At 70.8% G+C, this 20283-nt stretch carries 12 protein-coding genes and 1 pseudogene; 9 read left to right on the top strand and 4 right to left on the bottom strand.

Annotated elements, in window-relative coordinates; translation table 11 throughout:
- Positions 1-32 precede the first annotated feature (32 nt).
- The 4 genes from AB0D49_RS30025 (at position 33) to AB0D49_RS30010 (ending at position 6942) form a co-directional block, all read left to right on the top strand.
- The gene (locus AB0D49_RS30025) at positions 33-1322 is read left to right on the top strand and encodes a sugar ABC transporter permease (protein WP_362763529.1); all 1290 of its coding nucleotides are present in this window, start codon (positions 33-35) and stop codon (positions 1320-1322) included.
- A gap of 17 nt (positions 1323-1339) precedes the next feature.
- On the top strand, positions 1340-2236 hold the full coding sequence (locus tag AB0D49_RS30020) for a carbohydrate ABC transporter permease (RefSeq protein ID WP_362763191.1): 897 nt from the start codon (positions 1340-1342) through the stop codon (positions 2234-2236).
- Between the two features lie 378 nt (positions 2237-2614).
- Entirely contained in the window at positions 2615-4843 is a 2229-nt protein-coding gene (locus AB0D49_RS30015; RefSeq protein WP_362763188.1) for a bifunctional glycosyltransferase family 2 protein/CDP-glycerol:glycerophosphate glycerophosphotransferase, read from the top strand.
- A 545-nt stretch (positions 4844-5388) separates the two neighbouring features.
- Entirely contained in the window at positions 5389-6942 is a 1554-nt protein-coding gene (locus tag AB0D49_RS30010) for a hypothetical protein (protein WP_362763186.1), read from the top strand.
- A gap of 67 nt (positions 6943-7009) precedes the next feature.
- On the opposite strand, the gene AB0D49_RS30005 is transcribed toward AB0D49_RS30010, so the two are convergent.
- Entirely contained in the window at positions 7010-7423 is a 414-nt protein-coding gene (locus AB0D49_RS30005; protein WP_362763183.1) for an organic hydroperoxide resistance protein, read from the bottom strand.
- A gap of 190 nt (positions 7424-7613) precedes the next feature.
- Here AB0D49_RS30005 and AB0D49_RS30000 point away from each other — a divergent pair, with 190 nt between their 5' ends.
- Together AB0D49_RS30000 and galE are read left to right on the top strand one after the other, a co-directional pair.
- Positions 7614-8156: a MarR family transcriptional regulator gene (locus AB0D49_RS30000; RefSeq protein WP_362763180.1), complete on the top strand. Its 543-nt coding sequence runs from the start codon at positions 7614-7616 to the stop codon at positions 8154-8156.
- Between the two features lie 234 nt (positions 8157-8390).
- A complete protein-coding gene (gene galE, locus AB0D49_RS29995) occupies positions 8391-9371 on the top strand; it encodes a UDP-glucose 4-epimerase GalE (protein ID WP_362763177.1) in 981 nt (326 codons plus the stop codon).
- Here galE and AB0D49_RS29990 read toward each other — a convergent pair whose 3' ends face one another.
- Positions 9372-9653 (bottom strand): hypothetical protein, encoded by a 282-nt coding sequence (locus AB0D49_RS29990; RefSeq protein ID WP_362763174.1) that lies wholly within the window; start codon positions 9651-9653, stop codon positions 9372-9374.
- An 85-nt stretch (positions 9654-9738) separates the two neighbouring features.
- Entirely contained in the window at positions 9739-10464 is a 726-nt protein-coding gene (locus tag AB0D49_RS29985) for a TetR/AcrR family transcriptional regulator (protein WP_362763171.1), read from the bottom strand.
- A 413-nt stretch (positions 10465-10877) separates the two neighbouring features.
- On the opposite strand from AB0D49_RS29985, the gene AB0D49_RS29980 reads away from it, so the two are divergent.
- A complete protein-coding gene (locus tag AB0D49_RS29980; protein WP_362763168.1) occupies positions 10878-11840 on the top strand; it encodes an ABC transporter permease in 963 nt (320 codons plus the stop codon).
- 181 nt (positions 11841-12021) lie between these two features.
- A pseudogene (locus tag AB0D49_RS29975) lies at positions 12022-12753 on the top strand (ABC transporter ATP-binding protein); the annotation flags it as partial.
- Between the two features lie 476 nt (positions 12754-13229).
- On the opposite strand, the gene AB0D49_RS29970 reads toward AB0D49_RS29975, so the two are convergent.
- Entirely contained in the window at positions 13230-18161 is a 4932-nt protein-coding gene (locus AB0D49_RS29970; RefSeq protein ID WP_362763165.1) for an NAD-glutamate dehydrogenase, read from the bottom strand.
- Between the two features lie 1378 nt (positions 18162-19539).
- Between AB0D49_RS29970 and AB0D49_RS29965 the strand changes: the two genes are divergently transcribed.
- Positions 19540-20118 carry a DJ-1/PfpI family protein gene (locus tag AB0D49_RS29965; protein ID WP_362763162.1) on the top strand — a complete coding sequence of 193 codons (579 nt, stop codon included), beginning with the start codon at positions 19540-19542 and terminating at the stop codon, positions 20116-20118.
- Positions 20119-20283: the final 165 nt, after the last annotated feature.

The following is a 20283-nucleotide window of genomic DNA, read 5'->3' as shown; positions in this document are numbered from 1 at the left end:
CACCCCCCGCCGCTCCCCGTGGCCGGCGCGGTGTGACGGGGACGCGATGGTCGGTGGCCGCGCTGTTCCTGCTGCCCGCCGTGGTGCTGCTCGGCGCGCTCGTGGTCTACCCGATCGGGTACTCGGTCGTGCGCAGCTTCTACGACCAGTCCGGCGACGGTTTCGCCGGGTTCGACAACTACCAGGCGCTCTTCACGGACGACGGCATCCGCACCGCGCTGAAGAACAACATCATCTGGGTGGTGTTCGCGCCGACCATCGCGACCGCGCTCGGTCTGGTCTTCGCGGTGCTGACCGAACGGGTGCACTGGGGCACCGCGTTCAAGCTGATCGTTTTCATGCCGATGGTGATCTCGATGCTCGCCGCGGGGATCATCTTCCGGCTGGTGTACGACCAGGACCCGGACAAGGGCGTGGCGAACGCGGTCTGGGTGGGGGTGCACGACACGTTCGCCGAGTCGTCGGCGTTCCCGAAGGCGCACCCGGGGCGGAACTCGCCCCTGGTGGCCGATACGGCGGCCAAGGGGGCCTTCGTCACCCGGGAGCCGGTCCGCGCGGGCGAGCCGGTCGCCCTGCCGCTGGTCGGGGTCGCCCCCGACCAGATGCCCGGCGACGCGGCGACCGCCATAGGTGCCCCCTCCGAGCCGGACCGGGTCACCGGCACCGCCTGGCAGGACTTCACCCGCGGCAAGGGCGTGGGCACCCTCGGCGCGCCCGACCCGGCCGAACTGGGCTACGCGGGCATGAAGGTCGAAGCGGTCAAGGACGGCGAGGTGGTGGCCTCCACGGAGGCCGCCGCCGACGGGACGTTCAGCCTGCCCGCGGCGGCCGACGGGGCACTGCTGCGGCTGCCCGCCGACAACTTCAAGGAGCCCTACAACGGGCTGGACTGGCTCGGCCCGTCCCTGGTCACCCCGGCGATCATCGGCTCGTACATCTGGATGTGGGCCGGTTTCGCGATGGTGCTGATCGCGGCGGGGCTGGCGAGTGTGCCGCGGGAGCTGATGGAGGCGGCGCGGGTCGACGGGGCCAATGAGTGGCAGGTGTTCCGGCGGGTCACTGTGCCGCTGCTGGCTCCGGTGCTCGCCGTGGTGACCGTCACTCTGATGATCAATGTGCTCAAGGTGTTCGACCTGGTGTTCATCATCGCGCCGGGCTCGTCCCAGGACGACGCGAACGTGCTCGCCCTGGAGCTGTACCGCAAGGGCTTCTCCGAGGACCAGCCGGGCATCGCGAGCGCGATCGCGGTGTTCCTGCTGCTTCTGGTGATCCCGGTGATGTGGTTCAACATCCGGCGGCTGCGGCGGGAGGGCAGGCGGTGAGCGTTCACGCTGATCGAATGAACAAAGCGAACAAAGCGTCAGCCGTACGATCGGTGGCGGCCCGGCCGCCGCTGGGGGCGCGGATCGTGGGCCGGCTGAGCGGTGGCGCGGTCCGGGTGCTGCTGGTCGTGGTCGGGCTGTTCTGGCTGGTGCCGACGCTGGGGCTGCTGCTGTCGTCGCTGCGCTCCCCGCAGGACATGGCCGCCGACGGCTGGTGGAACGTGTTCACCGAGCCGTCCCAGCTCACCTTCGGGGCGTACCGGACCCTGTTGGAGAACGACGACATCACCGGATCGCTGCTGAACACCGTGTGGATCACGGTCCCGGCGACCGTCCTGGTGGTGGTGATCGGTTCGCTCGCCGGGTACGCGTTCGCGTGGATGGAGTTCCCCGGCCGCGACTGGTGGTTCCTGGCGGTGGTGGGGCTGCTGGTGGTACCGGTACAGGTGGCGCTCATCCCGATCGCCGAGCTGTTCGGCGGGATCGGTCTGTTCGGCTCGGTCCTGGGCGTGGTCCTGTTCCATGTGGGCTTCGGCCTGCCGTTCGCGGTGTTCCTGCTGCGGAACTTCTTCGCCGAGATCCCCAGGGAACTGCTGGAGGCGGCGCGTCTGGACGGCGCCGGTGAGCTGCGGCTGTTCGCGACGGTCGTGATGCCGCTCGGCGGTCCGGCGATCGCCAGCCTGGGCATCTTCCAGTTCCTGTGGGTGTGGAACGACATGCTGGTCGCGCTGGTCTTCACGGACGCGGGCAGTCAACCGATCACGGTCGCGCTCCAGACCCAGGTACGGCAGTTCGGGAACAACATCGATGTGCTCGCACCGGGCGCGTTCATCTCCCTGGTGATCCCACTGACCGTGTTCTTCGCGTTCCAGCGGCAGTTCGTGTCGGGGGTGATGGCGGGCGCGGTCAAGTGATCAAACGATCAGGGAGGGGGCGGACGATGCTCGAACGACCAGGCGGGACGGCAGTGTTCGAACGGCCAGGCGGGGCGGACGATGGTCGAACGATCAGTGGATGGTCGGCGGTCGAACGATCCGAGAACCGGCGAACGATCACAAACGATCCGAGGTCCGAGGAACGGACTGCCGCCGAACGATCCGGCCCGAGTTACGGTCGGCGATCGAACGGTCCGAACGATCACCCGTCCGTGATCAAGTAACCATCGGTGGCGGGGCGTTGGGGCGGGTCCGTGACGGCCGGCCCTCGTCCCCCGATTGCCGTACACCGCGTAACTCCCGCGCGCCGGGGGCCGTTGCCGGGCAGAACGCCCGTGCCGACCCAGGGATGCCCCCTTGCCCAGGTTCACTGTCATCGTCCCCGCTCACCAGGTCCAGGCGTACCTGCACGAGTGCCTGGAGTCGGTGCTCTCGCAGTCGTACATCGATCTCGAAGTGATCGGGGTCGACGACGGTTCGCCGGACGCCTCGGGCGAGATCCTCGACTCCTTCGCGGCCCGCGACCCCCGGGTGCGGACCGTACGGCTGCCCGAGCGCACCGGCCGGGCACGCGCCGCCGGTCTGGAGCGGGCGGGCGGCGACTACGTGCTCTTCCTCGACGGCACCGACACCCTCACCCCGCACGCGTTGCGCACGATCGCCGACCGGCTCAAGGAGACCGACGAGCCGGATGTCCTGGCACATGGGCGGGTCCGGCTCGACCGGACGGGATCGCCGGTCCCGGAGCCGTGCCCGGCGGCGCTGGGCGAGCACGGTCCGGCTCCCTTCCCGCTCACCGACCGCCCCGACCTGCTCGCCACACCGGCCTGGAGCAGGGTGTACCGCCGGGAGTTCCTCGACCGCCGTGCCGCGAGCGTCCCCGCCGACCAGCCGTACGTCTGGTCGTACGCCACGCTGCTCACCGCCGAGCGGATCGCCACGCTCGACCGGGTCTGTGTGCGCGAACGGCGCCCCCGCCGCACCAGCCCGCCGGGTGAAACGAACATCTCGGGTCGAACGAACATCTTCGATCAGTACGACCAGGTCTTCGCGTGGCTCGACGAACATCCCGGACTCGCCGCCTGGCGGCCGGTGCTGTACCGCCGGATGCTCGATCACCTCGCGGCCCGGTCCGCCCGGTTGCCGCGCCGTGCGCACGCCGACTTCCTGCGCCACGCCCGGGACCTCAGCCGCCGTCACCACGCACCGGGCGTCCGGCCCGCCCTCCGGCACGTCCCCGTCCGTCTCGGGACGCACCGCACCCTGCGCGCGCTGCGGCTGATCGTCACCGGTGCCCGCCGCACGGCGGCGCTCGCGACCCGGCTGTCCGGCGCCCTGCGCACCGCCGGTCTGCGGCTGCACTACGGCGTCCAGCGGCGGCTGCCGGTGCGCGAGGACCGGGCGGTGTTCACGGCGCGGGCGGGTCACGGCAGCGTGCCGGGGGTGCTGGAGGCGGCGTTCCGTTCGCTCGCCCCGCACCTGCGCACCGCGTGGGTCGCCCGCGCGGAGCACCAGCACACCGTGCCGCCGGGCCCGCTCCGGCTCGCCCCGGACACGGCGGCCTACTGGAGCGCGCTGGCCCGTTCGAAGTACCTGATCACCGACACCGAACTCGATCCGCGTCTGATCAAACGACCAGATCAGATCGTTGTGCAGACCGGGCAGGGCACACCGCTCGGGCATCTGGGCCTGGACCTGCTGGACCGCCCCGCGGCTGCCCACGGCACCGACTTCGGACGGCTGCTGCGCGGGGTCGACCAGTGGGACTACGTCCTGTCCGCGAACCGCCATTCCACGCTCACCGTCGAGCGGGCCCTGCCGGGCCGATACCGGACCCTTGAGTACGGATGTCCGGGCAACGACGTCTTCCAGCAGGCGACCTCGGCGGACGTGGCCCGGCTGCGCGAGTCGCTCGGTGTCCCGGCGGGTGCGGTGGCGCTGCTGTATGTGCCCGCCCGGCGGGACTACCGCCGCGCCCAGCCCGCGCGGCTGGACCTGGAGCGTGTCCTGCGCCGCCTCGGCCCGCGGTTCGTGGTCCTGACGCGGGGCGCGCACACCGGTCTCGGTGACCGGCTGCCCGAGCGGTTGATCAATGTTGGTGATCATCCGAACATCCGGTCGCTGTGCCTGGCGTCCGACGCGCTGATCACCGACTACGCGCCCCTGATGTTCGACTACGCGGGACTCGATCGGCCGATGGTGCTGCACATGGACGACTGGGCGGCCTACGACGCGGCCCGGGGCACCTACTTCGATCCGCGCGACTTCCCTCCCGGGGCCGTCGCGCGGGGCGAGGACGAACTGATCGACATCTTCGCGTCCGGTCACTGGTGCGGTTCGCGCTCCGCCCAGGTGCGGGCGGCGTTCCGGGACCGGTTCTGTCCGCATGACGACGGACGCGCCGCCGAACGGGTCGTCCGGCACGTGGTGCTGGGGCAGACGGGCGAGACGGCGGGGTGGCCGGTGGTGGTGGCACCGCAGGAGCGGCATCCTGTGCCCGCGGCGGCCTCGCTCGTCCGGCCCCCGCAGGCCACCGTGGACCGGCCCGCGACCGCCCACCGGGGCACCGCGAGCGGCAGCCGCTGATCCGCCGACGTCCCTCGCCCTCCGGGAGCCCGTATGAGCACCTCGCGGCCCACACCGAGCCGACCCTCCACCTGGCGTCCGGCCGGACGTCCTGGCAAGCACCGCGCGGGCACGTGATCCGTCCCGGCGGGTGGTGCCGGGGGCAGGGGGGTGGCTTCGGACGGAGGTGGGGGGCCGACCACCGGCGCGGGCCGCGCGGGGCGGGGTTTGCGGGGGACGCCGGTCTAGGTGAGGTGGGGGCCGCGTCGGACGCCGGTCCAGGCGGGACGCCGGTGCAGACGGGGCGGGGGCGGGCGGGGCGGGGCGGGGAAGCATGTGGGGCGCCGGTCTGGGCAGGGCGGCAATGGGACGCGCGGGGCCCGGATCTATGCCGGGGGGCAGGTCTACGACACGCCGAGGGGCACGCCGGACCGGGGTCCACACGGGGCCGGGTCCCGGCGAACGGACTCGTCCGTTGCGGTGACAGAGGGTCAGCGGGCAGGGTCCGGCGGGAAGGTACGGCCAGTGTCCACGCCCATGTCCTCCCCGATCTCCCCGGCCTCCCGGTGAACGCCCCCGTCCTGGCCGGGCGTTCCGTACGCGGCGCGACCGCCCTGCGCGGGGGCCGTCCCTGGCGTCCGACGCCGTACCAGGTGTTCGGGCTGCTGTGCTGGCTCGTGGTGTCGTTGGCGTACTGGCGGGTCCCGCTCTGCTGTGACGCCGGGCTGGACGCGGCCGTCGTCGAACGGCTCGCGGCGGACCTGCTGCACCCACGCCACCCCGTGGCCGCGCTGCCGGGCGCGGGAAGCCCGTATTACTCGCCGTACGCGGTCGCTCAGGGCGTTCTCGCGCGGTGGACCGGGCTGGGCGGCTGGGAGGTGGTACGGCTGGCCGGGCCGGTGAATCTGCTGGTGCTGCTGATCGGCGTCGGCCGCTTCGTCCGGATGCTGACCCCGCGCCCCTGGGCGCCCGTCCTGGCGCTCGCCGCGCTGACGCTGCTGTGGGGCACGGGCCCGGTGCCGGGCGGTCCGTCGCTCGCTCTGCTGCCGCTCACCGGTGGCCTCCAGGACCCGTCGGTGTCCACGCTCGGACTGACGCTGTGGGCGTGGGGGCTGACGGGCGTGCGGGCGCGGGACGCCGGGCGGGTACGGTTCGTCGGCCCGAGCGGTCTGCCCGGTCCGCTCGGATACGCGGCCCTTGGCGTGCCGTACGGGCTGGTCGGGCTCATCGACCCCGTGGTGGGGGTGGGCGCCGGGGTCGGGGCGTTGACTCTGATCGGTTGTGGGCGTCCCCGCGCGGTGCCTCGTTGGGGATGGGCAGCGGTGACCGCGACGGCGGTGATCTGGAGCTGGCCGTACTACGACGCCTTCACCGCCGGGTTCGATCACGCAATCGGTGATCGTTCGCTCATGTCCGCTCCTGCCGGGTCCCTGATCGGGGCGTGCTGGCTGGCGCTGCTCGTGGGGCTGCCCATGCTGGTGGTCAGGGCGGGGTGTGGCTCCTGGCGCGATCCCTTGGTGCTGATGGCGGTGCCTGGGCTGGCGGTGGTCGGGTACGCCCTCCTGGACGGCCGTCCGGTCGATGGCGGGCTGCTCGACCTTGCGCTGGTGCCGCCGCAGTGCGCGGTCGCGGTGGAGTTGGCGGTACCGCGTCCCTGGTCTGTGTGGCGGCGGGCGCTGGGGGTGGTGGCGGTGGGCGGGATGTGCGCGGGGTTGCTCATGGCGCAGGGCGGGGCGGTGCTACCGGGAGCGTTCGATCAGAACCGATCATCCCGATCACCGTATGGCGTGTCGTACGCGTGGGCGGCGCAGCATGTCGGGCCCGGTGACGTGGTGCTGGCCGTGGGGCGGGACACCGTGCACGGGCTGGCCGGGTTCGGCGTGGACGTGGTCGCTCCGGCCGTCGCGGACCCGGCCCTGGACGAGGCCGCGCGCGACGACCGGCTGGCGGATGTGCGGACGTACCTGTCCCCCGGCGCCACCCCCGCCGAGCGGGCCGCCGTCGTCCGCCGGCATCGCGTGCGCTGGGTACTGCTGACGCGGTGGCACACGGTGCCGGAGGGCGCGGTGGTCGTGGCGTGGAGCGAGCGGACGGGGGAGGTACTGGCGCGGGTGGGGTGAGGGACTAATAGGGGACCAGGGGGCTGCTACGGGGCAGCTACCGGGACTGCCAAGGGACTACCAGGGACTACTCGATGACCAGTTCGACCGGGACGTTGCCGCGGGTGGCGTTCGAGTAGGGGCAGACCTGGTGCGCGGTCTCGACGAGCTTGCGGCCGGTGGCCTCGTCGACGGAGTCGGGGAGTTCGACGCGCAGGGTCACCTTGAGCGCGAAGCCCTCGCCCTGCTTGCCGATGCCGACCTCGGCGGTGACGGCGGCGTCACTGACGTCGACCTTCGCCTGGCGGCCCACCAGGCCGAGCGCGCTGCCGAAACAGGCCGCGTAGCCGGCGGCGAAGAGCTGCTCGGGGTTGGTGCCCTGACCGTCGCCGCCCAGTTCGACGGGCGGGGCCAGCTTGACGTCGACCTTGCCGTCGGAGCTGACGGCGCGGCCGTCACGGCCGTGGGTGGCGGTGGCTACGGCGGTGTAGAGCGCGTCCATGGGTGAACCATCCCTCTCGAAGCATGAAATACGAAGCACGACCTATGGGGGCGTGCTGCGGGGTCTGAAGTCCGCGTGTCGCGGGTCCGTTCCGGTGTCTGGCGACCGTCTCCGGCCGCCGACAAGAACAAGTGAAGCACGCAATTCAATTGCACGCAACTAAATGATGGACCAGAGGTAAGCTGAGGACATGACCCCGACACGCACTCCCACGACCGCGCAGGCCGCCGCACCGGCCACCTCACCGTCCGACACGCCGGCCACCGCTCCCCCGGGCGGCGCCCAGGTCCAGGACCAGGACCTGCTGCTCCTGGACCGCCAGATCTGCTTCTCGCTGCACGCCGCGTCACGCGCGTTCAACGGCCTCTACCGCGTGATCCTCAAGGATCTCGGGCTGACCTATCCCCAGTACCTGGTGCTGCTGGTCCTCTGGGAGCACGGCGAACTCCCCGTCAAGCAGCTCGGCGAGCATCTGCGCCTCGACTCCGGCACGCTCTCGCCGCTGCTGAAGCGGCTGGAGGCGGCGGGGCTCGTCCGCCGTGAGCGCAGCACCCAGGACGAGCGTTCGGTCGAGATCCGGCTGACCGAGGAGGGCCTGGCCCTGCGCGAGCGGGCGCTGGACGTGCCCCGCCGGATCGCCACGGCCACCGGCTGCGACATCGCGGAGCTCCGCGACCTCAAGGCCCGGCTCGACGATCTGACGTCCCGGCTGGACACGGCACTCGCGAAGTGAGCGGCCTGTCCGACGGCTCCGGAACCAGCGCTCCCGTCAGCCCCGGAACCCGCTCCAGGTCCGGCCTCCCCGACAACACCGGAACCGGCGTTCCCGAAGGCTCCAGAACCGGTGTTCCCGATGGCCTCCGCCCCGTCCCCCACCCGACGTCTTCACGCCACGTCCTCGGCGCACTGCGGTCCGTAGCCTGCTTCACTGTCTGACGAGACCGACCGACGAGGGGACTGGCGGCACATGACCTGGCTGATCACCGGAGGCGCCGGATACATCGGCGCACACGTGGTGCGCGCGCTGACCGACGCGGGCGAGCGTGCGGTGGTGTACGACGACCTGTCGACCGGGATCGCCGAGCGGGTGCCGGAGGGGGTCCCCATGGAGGTCGGTACGGTCCTGGACGGGGTACGGCTGAGCAAGGTGCTCGCCGGGCACGGGATCACCGGCGTGATCCATCTGGCCGCGAAGAAGCAGGTCGGCGAGTCGGTGGACATGCCGCTGCACTACTACCGGGAGAACGTCGAGGGTCTGCGGGTGCTCCTGGAGGCGGTCACCGCGGCCGGGATCACGTCCTTCGTGTTCTCCTCCTCGGCGGCTGTCTACGGCATGCCCGACGTCGAGGTCGTCACCGAGGAGACGCCCTGCGTGCCGCTGTCCCCCTACGGTGAGACCAAGCTCGCGGGCGAGTGGCTGGTCCGGGCGACCGGCCGGGCGACGGGCCTCGCGACAGCGTCCCTGCGCTACTTCAACGTGGCGGGCGCGGCCCGTCCCGACCTCGCCGACGTGGGCGTCTTCAATCTCATCCCGATGGTCTTCGAGAAGCTCACCCAGGACATGCCCCCGCGGATCTTCGGCGACGACTACCCGACCCCCGACGGCACGTGCGTACGGGACTACATCCACGTGGCGGACCTGGCCGAGGCACATGTGGCCGCCGCCCGCGCGCTCGCCGACACGCCGGGCCGTGATCTCACGCTCAACATCGGTCGCGGCGAAGGCGTTTCGGTCCGCGAGATGATCGACCGCATCCAGACGATCACCGGCCACCGGATGACCCCCATGGTCACACCGCGCCGCCCCGGTGACCCGGCCCGCGTGGTCGCCTCCGCCGACCGTATCGCCGCCGAACTGGGCTGGAAGGCGAAGCACGACGTCCACGACATGATCACCTCGGCCTGGAGTGGCTGGATGCGCCGTTTTCCATCAACCGAACAGAACTGATCAGCGACTGAACACACGGGCCGGACGGCGCTCCTGACAGCGCCGTAAGCGTGTCGGGGTGTGGCTCGACCGGAGCGCCGAGAGCCACTGAGCGGGGCAGACCTGGCCACAGCCCATGAGAGCCGCTGAGTCGAGCAGGCCGAGCAGGCCGAGCAGACCGAGCAGACCGAGCAGACCGAGCAGACCGAGCAGACCGAGCAGACCGAGCAGACCGAGCAGACCGAGCAGACCGAACCATAACGCCGTGGCCGCCGCGCCGGGCAGACCTGGCCACAACGCCATGAGCGCGCCAGCCGACAACCTCGCGAGTACGCCGGGCGCCCTACTCGGCCACAGCGCCGGAGCAGCCACCACCCCCCGAACCCGGTCACAACGCCTTGAGCGCCCCCGCCGTGGCCCTGGACAGCGCCGCCAGATAGCCCTTCGGCAGCCGATCGCCCCGGATCACCACCGACCGCCAGTACAGCGGCCCGGAGATCAGATCGAGCGCGACCTCCTTGTCGTACCCGGCGCGCACCTCGCCCCGTTCGGCCGCCGCCGCCACGATGGTGCTGGCCACGCCCTCCTGTCCCTCCCGCAGCGCCTTCTGCATCGCCTCCGCGATATCGGGATTGCGCGCGGCCTCCGCCTGGAGGTCGGGAATGATCTGGGAGGCGATCGGATGGCGCAGGGCACGGGACGTGACCTCGTACAGGAGCCGCAGATCGCTCTCCAGGGAGCCCGTGTCCGGCGCGGGCAGCCCCTGCACGGCGAGCGCGGAGACGATGTCCAGCACCAGGTGCAGCTTGGACCGCCACCGCCGGTACACCGCCGTCTTGCCGACGCCCGCCCGCCGCGCGATGCCCTCGATGGACATCCGCGCGTAGCCGACGGCGGCGAGTTCCTCGAACACCGCCGCCCTGATCGCCTCCGTCACGTCCTCGCGCAGCACCGCCGCACCCGCCGGGGCACGCCGGCGCGGACGGGCAGACGGACTCGCGGGCGGGGGCACGGACGGCGGCACGCCTGGTTCGGCCGCCCCCTTGGGGGACGGCGACCGTGGAGGCGTCCCCGCCCCCGGCCGCGCGGGCGGTCCGTCGGCGTCACTGGTCATGCCGACCAGCATAGGCCGTCACGACGCTACGGTTGCGTTCCGACGTCGATTGGGCCTACGCTCGCGTTACGACGATACGGTCCCGTCCCGACGTAAGAATGCGTGAAGAGCCGCGTAAGAAAGACGCGTAAGAGCCACGCGGAGGCAGGGCACCGGGAAGTCCCCCAACCTCCCGAACCCACGAGAACCTCCCGAACTCTCGAACCCCCCGCAGAACGTATGCGCCACCCGCGACACGCCCGGCGCATACGAACACGCACAAGCACTGGACACCGATCCCGCACGGTCACGCACCACCCCGCGCGAAGATGCGCGAACGTGCATGAACGCGCAGGAACACGCACGCCGGAACACGCACACAGACACCCAGGACCGGACCCGCGCACCCCCACCCCCGAGCGAAAGCAGCGGATGTGAGCCAGGTCCTCGACACACCGCCCCCGAAAGCACCGGCCACCGCACCGGACCCCGCACCGGGCCCCACCGCCGTCGCCACCCCGGCCGGTACCGGTCTCGCGGCGCTCGCCGCACGCCATGGCCTCACCGTCAGCGGTGCCCGCCCCACCCTCCCCGAGTACGTCCGCAGGCTGTGGGCCCGCCGCCACTTCATCGGGGCCTTCGCCACCGCCAAGCTCACCTCCCAGTACAGCCAGGCGAAGCTGGGTCAGGTCTGGCAGGTCATGACCCCGCTGCTCAACGCCGCGGTGTACTACTTCGTCTTCGGCGTGCTGCTCCAGACCAAGAAGGGCGTGCCGGACTACATCCCCTTCCTGGTCACCGGCGTGTTCATTTGGACATTCACGCAGAGTTCGATCCTCGCGGGCACACGCGCGATCTCCGGCAACCTCGGCCTCGTGCGCGCCCTGCACTTCCCGCGGGCCGCGCTGCCGATCTCGTTCTGTCTCCAGCAGCTCCAGCAACTGCTGTTCTCCATGGCCGCGCTGGTGGTGATCCTGCTGGCGTTCGGCGTTCCGCCGGCCGTCTCCTGGGTGCTGGCGGTCCCGGTGCTGGTGCTTCAGTTCACCTTCAACGCCGGTATCTCGATGATCATGGCCCGGGTCGGCGCGAAGACACCGGACATCGCCCAGCTGATGCCGTTCGTGCTGCGCACCTGGATGTATATGTCCGGGGTGATGTGGAGCATCGACCACCTGGTGTCGGCGCACGGCAGCCTGCCGTCCTGGGTCGCCACCGCGCTCCAGGCCAACCCCGCCGCCCTCTATATCGACCTCATGCGCTTCGCCCTGATCGACAGCTTCCACGCGAGCCAGTTGCCCCCGCATGTCTGGGCCATCGCGACGGGCTGGGCCCTGCTCGCCGGAATCGGCGGCTTCATCTACTTCTGGAAGGCTGAGGAGACATACGGCCGTGGCTGAACACACCGCAACGCAGAACACCGGACGGCAGAACGCCGGACCGCAGAAGACCGGACCGCGGAACGCCGGATCTCAGAACACCGCGTCGCAGAACACCGCACCGCGGAACGCCGGAACCGGCACAGGAACGGACGCGACCCCCGAGAACCTCGTCCCCACCGTCGTCGCCGACACCGTCGACATCATCTACCGGGTCAACGGCACCGGCGCGGGCCGCGGTTCGGCCACCGCCGCGCTCAACCGGATGCTGCGCCGCAAGAAGGCCGAGAAGGCGGCCGGCGTCCGGACCGTGCACGCGGTGCGCGGGGTCTCCTTCGTCGCCTACCGGGGCGAGGCCATCGGTCTGATCGGAACCAATGGATCGGGCAAGTCCACGCTGCTCAAGGCGGTCGCCGGACTGCTCCCCGTGGAGAACGGCCGTATCTACACCAACGGCCAGCCCTCCCTGCTCGGCGTCTCCGCCGCCCTGATGAACGATCTCACCGGCGAGCGCAATGTCCACCTCGGCGGCCTCGCCATGGGCATGTCCCGCGAGCAGGTCAAGGAACGCTACGAGGAGATCGTCGACTTCTCGGGCATCAACGAGAAGGGCGACTTCATCACCCTGCCCATGCGGACGTACTCCTCCGGCATGGCCGCTCGTCTGCGGTTCTCCATCGCCGCCGCCAAGGACCACGACGTCCTGCTGATCGACGAGGCCCTCGCCACCGGGGACCGCTCCTTCCAGAAGCGCTCCGAGGCCCGCATCCGCGAGCTGCGCAAACACGCGGGCACGGTGTTCCTGGTCAGCCACAACAACCGGTCCATCCGCGACACCTGCGAGCGGGTGCTGTGGCTGGAGCGCGGCGAACTGCGCATGGACGGGCCGACGGAGGAGGTGATGAAGGAGTACGAGGCGTTCACCGGCGACAAGACACCCAAGCCGAAGCCGAAGCCGAACGTGAAACCGAAGCCGAAGCCGCAACCCCAGGTGAAGCCGGACGGGGCCGCACAGGAGACCACCCCGAAGACGGACACCACCACCAAGCAGGACGCCACTCCTCCGGGCGCCAAGCCCGACGCCCACCCGGCCGCCGAGCCGAACGCCAAATCCGGTGCCCACTCAGACACCGAGCCGGACACCAAGCCGGGTGCCGATCCAGGCGCCAAGCCGGACGGCAAAGTCCCCCAGCCCTCCTGATCACCCGCCCCCACACCAAGAACCACCTCACCCCCACCCACCCCCACCCACCCCCACACACAGACAAAGGCGCCCCGAGCCGTCCATCCGACCCGGGGCGCCCTCACCGTCGTACCGCCCCCGCACACGGGAAGGCGCCCGACGGCCAAAGCCCGAAGACCAAAGCCCGAAGACCAAAGCCCGAAGACCGAAGACCGAAGCCCACAGACCTATGAATGCGTCCGCAGCAACGTCCGCATCGTCCGCATCGCCACCGACAGATTCGCCAGATCGAACGTGTCCGACGACTGGATCTCCTCCAGCGTCGTCCGCGCCCGCCCCAGGATCGCCACGTTCTTCTGCTCCCAGAGCTTGAACCGCTGCTCGGGCGTGGACGAGCCGTTGCCGACCGCGAGGACGTCCGCGGTGACGGCGGCGTGCGCCGCGTAAAGGTCCTCGCGGATCGCGGCGCGGGCCATGGACTGCCAGCGGTCCGCGCGGGGCAGTTCGATGATCCGGTCCATGAGGCGGGTGATCCGGAGCCGGTCGGCGAGGTCGTAGTACACCTCGGCGACGGCCAGCGGGTCCTTGCCCATGCGGTCGGCGACGGACACGATGTCCAGCGCCGGGAACGCGGAGGAGAATCCGGCGACCCGGGTGGCGATCTCGCCGGGGACCCCGGCGCCGGTCAGCTCGTCGTAGATCTGCTGCCACCACTCCAGGTCCGCGCCGCGCATCAGCTTGGGCAACTGCTGCCAGACCTGCTCGACCCGCTCGGCGAAGAACTCGACGGTCTCGGCCAGCTCCAGCGGCTGCTGCCGGTTGTTGAGCAGCCAGCGCGTGCCGCGCTCGACGAGCCGCCGCGAATGCAGCCGGATACGGGTCTGGACCTCGGCGGCGACCCGGTTGTCGAGGTCCTCCACCGCGTCCCACACCGGGGCCGAGCGGAAGATGGCGCGCGCGGCGGTCTGCGCCCGCACGATCTCCTCCAGCGAGGCGCCGGTCTCCTCGCGCAGCCGGTGCAGATAGGTCGTACCGCCCGTGTTGACCGTGTCGTTGACCAGCACGGTCGTGGTGATCTCACGGCGCAGCGGGTGGTTGTCGATCTGCTCGGGGAATTTCTCGCGCAGCGCGGTCGGGAAGTACGCGTAGAGCAGCCCGGTCAGATACGGGTCGTCGGGCAGCGAGGTGTGCAGCAGCTCCTCGGCGACCGTGATCTTGGTGTACGCCAGCAGTACGGCCGTCTCGGGGCTGGTCAGGCCCTGTCCGGAGGTGAGGCGTTCACGGATCTGGCGGTCGGTCGGCAGGAACTCCAGCGCCCGGTCGAGGTGGCCCTCGCGCACCAGGTGGCGGATGAACCGCTGCTGGGCGTTGAGCATGTCCTTGGACTGGGCGAGGGCGTTGGCGATGGCGGTGTTCTGCGCGTAGTTGTTGCGCAGCACCAGCCGGCCGACCTCGTCGGTCATCTGGGCGAGCAGCTTGTTGCGCTGCTTGACGGTCATGTCGCCGTCGGTGACCAGGCCGTTGAGCAGGATCTTGATGTTCACCTCGTGGTCGGAGGTGTCCACGCCCGCGCTGTTGTCGATGGCATCGGTGTTGATCTTGCCGCCGCCGCGGGCGAACTCGATCCGGCCGAGCTGGGTCAGGCCCAGGTTGCCGCCCTCGCCGACCACCTTGACCCGCAGTTGCTCGCCGTCGACCCGGATGGCGTCGTTGGCCTTGTCGCCGACGTCCGCGTCCGACTCGGTGGACGCCTTGACGTATGTGCCGATGCCGCCGTTCCACAGCAGGTCGACCGGGGCCTTGAGGATCGCGCGCATCAGGTCGGCCGGGGTGACCTTGACGATCTTCTCCTCGATGCCGAGGGCCTCGCGGATGTGCGCGTTGATCGGGATGGCCTTGGCGCTGCGCGGGAAGATGCCGCCGCCCGCGGAGAGCAGCGCGGTGTCGTACTCCTCCCAGCTGGAGCGGGGCAGCTCGAACAGGCGGCGGCGCTCGGCGTAGGAGGTCTCGGCGTCCGGGTGCGGGTCGATGAAGATGTGCCGGTGGTCGAACGCGGCGACCAGCCGGATGTGCTCGCTGAGCAGCATCCCGTTGCCGAACACGTCACCGGACATGTCGCCGATGCCGACGACCGTGAAGTCCTCGGTCTGGGTGTCCAGGTCGAGTTCGCGGAAGTGCCGTTTGACGGATTCCCAGGCGCCGCGCGCGGTGATGCCCATGCCCTTGTGGTCGTATCCGGCGCTGCCGCCGGAGGCGAAGGCGTCACCGAGCCAGAAGTTGTAGCTTCCGGCGACCTCGTTGGCGATGTCGGAGAAGGTGGCGGTGCCCTTGTCGGCGGCGACGACGAGGTAGGTGTCGTCCTCGTCGTGGCGGACGACGTCGGCGGGCGGGACGACCTCTCCGGCGACCATGTTGTCGGTGATGTCGAGGAGCGCCGAGATGAACGTCTTGTAGCTGGCGATGCCCTCGGCGAGCCAGGCGTCCCGGTCTGCGGACGGGTCGGGCAGCTGCTTGGCGACGAAGCCGCCCTTGGCGCCGACCGGCACGATGACGGTGTTCTTCACCATCTGCGCCTTGACCAGCCCGAGGATCTCGGTACGGAAGTCCTCGCGCCGGTCCGACCAGCGCAGCCCGCCGCGCGCGACCTTGCCGAACCGCAGGTGGACGCCCTCCACACGCGGCGAGTACACCCAGATCTCGTAGGCGGGGCGGGGCTCGGGCAGGTCGGGGATGGCCTGCGGGTCGAGCTTCATGGAGACGTAGTCGTGCGGGTGGCCGCCGATGGCTTCCTGGAAGAAGTTGGTGCGCAGGGTGGCCTTGATGACGGTGAGGAAGGCCCGCAGGATGCGGTCCTCGTCGAGGCTGGCGACCTGGTCGAGCGCCGCCTCCAGCTCCTCCAGCAGGGCGTCCACGATCTCGTGCCCGGCGCGCTGGCGGTCCGGGGACATCCGCGCCTCGAACAGGGAGACGAGCAGCCGGGTGGTGTGGACGTTGTTGCGGAGGGTGTCCTCCATGTAGTCCTGGCTGAAGGTGGACCCGGCCTGGCGCAGATACTTGGCGTACGCCCGCAGCACCATGGCCTGGCGCCAGCTCAGCCCGGCGCTCAGCACCAGCGCGTTGAAGCCGTCGTTCTCGGCCTTGCCGGTCCAGGTCGCGGAGAACGCCTCCTGGATGCGCTCGCGGGCGTCGTCGCCGATGAAGTCGCCGCTCTTGACCTTGGGCAGGCGTAGCCCGAAGTCGTAGATCCAGGCGACGCTGCGGTCGGCGCAGCGCAGCTCGTAGGGCCGTTCGTCGACGACCTCGACGCCGAGCCGGTTGAGCACCGGCAGGACGGCGGACAGGGAGATCGCGTCGCCCTTGCGGTAGATCTTGAAGCGGCGCTCCTCGGGGGCGGCGCCGACCGGCTCGTACAGGCTGAGCGCGAAGTCGCGGCCGTCGCCCTCGCCGAGCCGCTCGACGTTCACCAGGTCGGCGACCGCCGCGCGCGGGGTGTGGTCGGCCTTGTAGCCCTCGGGGATGGAGTTGCCGTACTTGCGCAGCAGTTCGGCGGCGCGCTCCTCGCCGCACTCGGCGTTGAGCGCCTCGGCGAAGCTGTCCGCCCAGGAGCGGGCGGCCTCCACCAGCCGGGCCTCGATCCGCTCCCGGTCGCTGTAGGACAGCTCGGGCAGATCGGTGCCCTGTGGGACCCGGACCACGAAGTGCAGCCGGGACAGGATCGACTCGGTGTTCCAGGCGGTGAAGTCGACGCTCGTCCCGTTCAGCTCCTCCTTGAGGATGTCGATGATCCGCAGGCGGACGCCGGTGGTGTAGCGGTCGCGCGGGAGGTAGACGAGGGCCGAGTAGTAGCGCCCGTACTCGTCCTGGCGCAGGTAGAGGCGGAGCCGGCGGCGCTCCTGGAGGTAGAGCACGGAGGTCACGATGGACTGGAGTTCGTCCACCGGCGTCTGGAACAGCTCGTCGCGCGGGTACGTCTCCATGATCTGGAGCAGATCGCGCCCGTCGTGGCTGTTGGGCGAGAACCCGGCCCGCTTGAGGACCTCCTCGACCTTGCGCCGGATGACGGGGACCCGGCGCACGGACTCGGTGTACGCGGCCGACGAGAACAGGCCGAGGAAGCGGCGCTCCCCGACGACATTGCCGTCCTTGTCGAACTTCTTGACGCCGATGTAGTCGAGGTAGGACGGGCGGTGGACGGTGGCCCGGCTGTTGGCCTTGGTGAGGACGAGCAGCCGGTGCTCGCGGGCCTTGGCGCGGGCGTCGGCGGGCAGCCGCTCGAAGGACGGGCTGACCGGGTGCGCCTCGTCACCGGAGTGCTGCGGGTCGGCGCGCAGGATGCCGAGGCCGGTGCCGGGCACGGCGGCCAGCGAGTCGTCCTCGCGGAGCTGATACTCGCGGTAGCCGAGGAAGGTGAAGTGGTCGGCGGCGAGCCAGCGCAGCAGCTCGCGGGCCTCCTCGGTCTCGTCCGCGCTCAGGTCGGCGGGGGCGGGCTCGCCGGGCAGCTCCTCGGCGAGGCGCACGGAGGCGTCCCGCATCTTGCCCCAGTCCTCGACGGCCTCGCGGACGTCGGAGAGCACCCGCAGCAGATCCGTGGTGATCTGCTTGAGGTCGGCGCGATCGGTCTCCCGGTCCGTCTCGACGTGGATCCAGGACTCGATGTGCGCGTCGTGCGGGAGGTCCCCGGTGGGCGGCCCGGACATGATCTCGATCAGCTTGCCGGTCACATCACGGCGCACCACGATCTGCGGGTGGATCACCACATGGATGCCGCGCCCCTGGCGGGTCAGCTCATTGGTGACCGAGTCGACGAGGAAGGGCATGTCGTCGGTGACGACCTCCACGACCGAGTGGCTGCACGTCCACCCGTTCTCCTCGACCGTCGGCGTGTGGACCCGCACATTGGCCGTGCCCTGAGGGCGGTTTTCGGCCAGTCGGCAGTGGGAGAAGGCGGCGCCGAAGATGTCGACCGGGTCGCGGTCGGCGAGGTCCTCCGGGGCGGTGTGCAGGTAGTAGCGCTGGAGGAACGCGAGCACGGCGTCCCGGTCGGGAGTGCCGTCGTCCGTCGTCCCAGTCGGTAGGTGCCCCCCGACCGGGCTGTTCTCAGCTACCCGGGCGGCCCGATCGAGCAGCTCGGCCTTGGCTTCGTCCAGCTTGGTCTGCATTGTCCTCTGGCTCCTGTCGCGCGCCGTTGCGTGACGTAGAAGGAAATACGGTCTCCGCCCTTGCGGGGTCACGCCGAGACGCGGGGTGTCCGGTCTGTTCCGACGCTATGCCGCGAGGGGAGATGGGCGGAGGGATATCAGCCATTCCCGACGCGCCCGAGAGGTGTGACGCTGCTCTCGCCCGCGCCGCACTCCGTGCTGTACCGGGGGATCTGTCCCGCCCGGCCCGGGGCGCTCCGGTGCGCCCGGGAGGACCAGCGACCGCCGCCCGGCCACGGATGTCGTCCGTGCGCCTCGGGCGTAGAGCAGGGGCACCACGGCCCCCGCGAACTATCGCGCTGATCACGCCACCCAGGCTATCGCCCCCTACCCGGCCCCCGTCATGAGCCGTATGTGTACAAAAGCACATGCAGAACTTTGACGTTCTGCACAGATGTGGAGCCCCGGCGCCGAGTGAGCGTGGCCACGGTACGGCAAGTGGCGTAGGAGGAGTGGTCGCGGGGGAGGGTGGATCTTGTACCGATGGGCGTAGGGGGGTTGGGCGGGGGGCGTCTTTGGGGTGAGGGACGACGGGGGTGGGGGTGGTGAGGCTGGTGGGTTGTGTGGGGTGGGTGGGTCTGGTGGGTGAGGTGGGGCGGAGTGGGGTCGGTGGGTGGGCTGGGTGTGCTGGGTGTGCTGGGTTCGGAGGGACCGTCGAGTGCGGCGGGTCGGGCGGGCCCGGTAGCACCGGTGGCAGCAGCGACCGCCGGGGGTGTGCTGGGCGTGGAGGGTCCGGCGAGTGCGGCGGGTCCGGTGGCTCTGGAAGCCCCGGTGGCACCAGCGACCGCTGCGGGAGTGCCGGGTCCGGAGAGTCCGGAGGGTCCGCCGAGTCCAGCGGGTCCGGTGGCCCCGGAAGCCCCGGTGGCACCAGCGACCGCCGGAGGTGTACCGGGCGTGGAGGGTCCAGCGGGTCCGGTAGCCCCGGAAGCCCCAGTGGCACCAGCGACCGCCGGAGGTGTACCGGGTCCGGAGGAACCGCCAAGCACGGCGGCTCCGGTCGGCCCGGTGGACCAAGAGGCACCAGCGGACGCAGCAGCTCCGGTCGGCTCAGTGGACCAAAAGGCACCCGCAGACGCAGCAGGCCCAGCACCCGACGCCCCGCGCGAGCCACCCCCCAACCTCCCGAGCCGCAGGTCCGACCCCCGAGCCACAGCTCCGGCCCCCAAAGACCCCGCGCCCCACCCCTTGCACCGGACGAGTGACCCCGTCCGTCCCCGACCCGGCCCCCAAGCCCGCCCCCGGCGCCCTGTCCGCCGCTGCCCGGAAATCGGCGCGTCCTCTTGGCAAGCCCCCCGGCACACGGCACGTTCTCGGCAGGACCAACCTCAGAGGAGCCCTCATGTCCCCCGCTTCCCCTCCCAAGATCCTCATCCTGACCGGCGACGCCGCCGAGTCGCTCGAAGTCCTCTACCCCTACCAGCGCCTCCTCGAAGAGGGCTACGAGGTCCATATCGCCGCGCCGACCCGCAAGAAGCTCCAGTTCGTCGTGCATGACTTCGAACCCGGCTTCGACACCTACACCGAGAAGGCCGGTTACACCTGGCCCGCCGACCTGGCCTTCTCCGAGGTGGACCCCGGCGAGTATGTGGCCGTCGTCATCCCCGGCGGGCGCGCTCCCGAGTACCTGCGCAACGACCCCGAGCTCCGCAAGATCCTGAAGTCGTTCTTCGACGCCGACAAGCCGGTCGCCCAGATCTGCCACGGGCCGCTGCTGACCGCCGCGATCGACGGTCTGCGCGGACGACGGGTCACCGCGTACCCCGCGCTGGAGATCGACATGCAGTCCTCCGGCGCCACCTTCCAGGACACCGAGGCGGTCGTCGACGGGACGCTCGTCTCGTCCCGCGCCTGGCCGGACCACCCGGCCTGGATGCGTGAGTTCCTGAAGGTGCTGCGGGCGAAGTCGCCGGCGAGCTGAGCCGACGGGCACGGGCGCCGACCGGCCGGGACCGGCGCCCGGGTCCAGCCGCCGCCGGAGCCGACCCGCTAGGGGGTGTCTGATGGATCTCCGTGGGAGAAGGAGCGGCGTTCGGTGCGTGCTCTCGGTGTGCCGGGCGGAAGCCCTCGTAGCGGAGCTACTAGG

This window comes from Streptomyces sp. NPDC048290 (assembly GCF_040652095.1).
Classification (GTDB): Bacteria; Actinomycetota; Actinomycetes; order Streptomycetales; family Streptomycetaceae; genus Streptomyces.
This window is presented reverse-complemented; position numbering and strand designations above follow the sequence as displayed.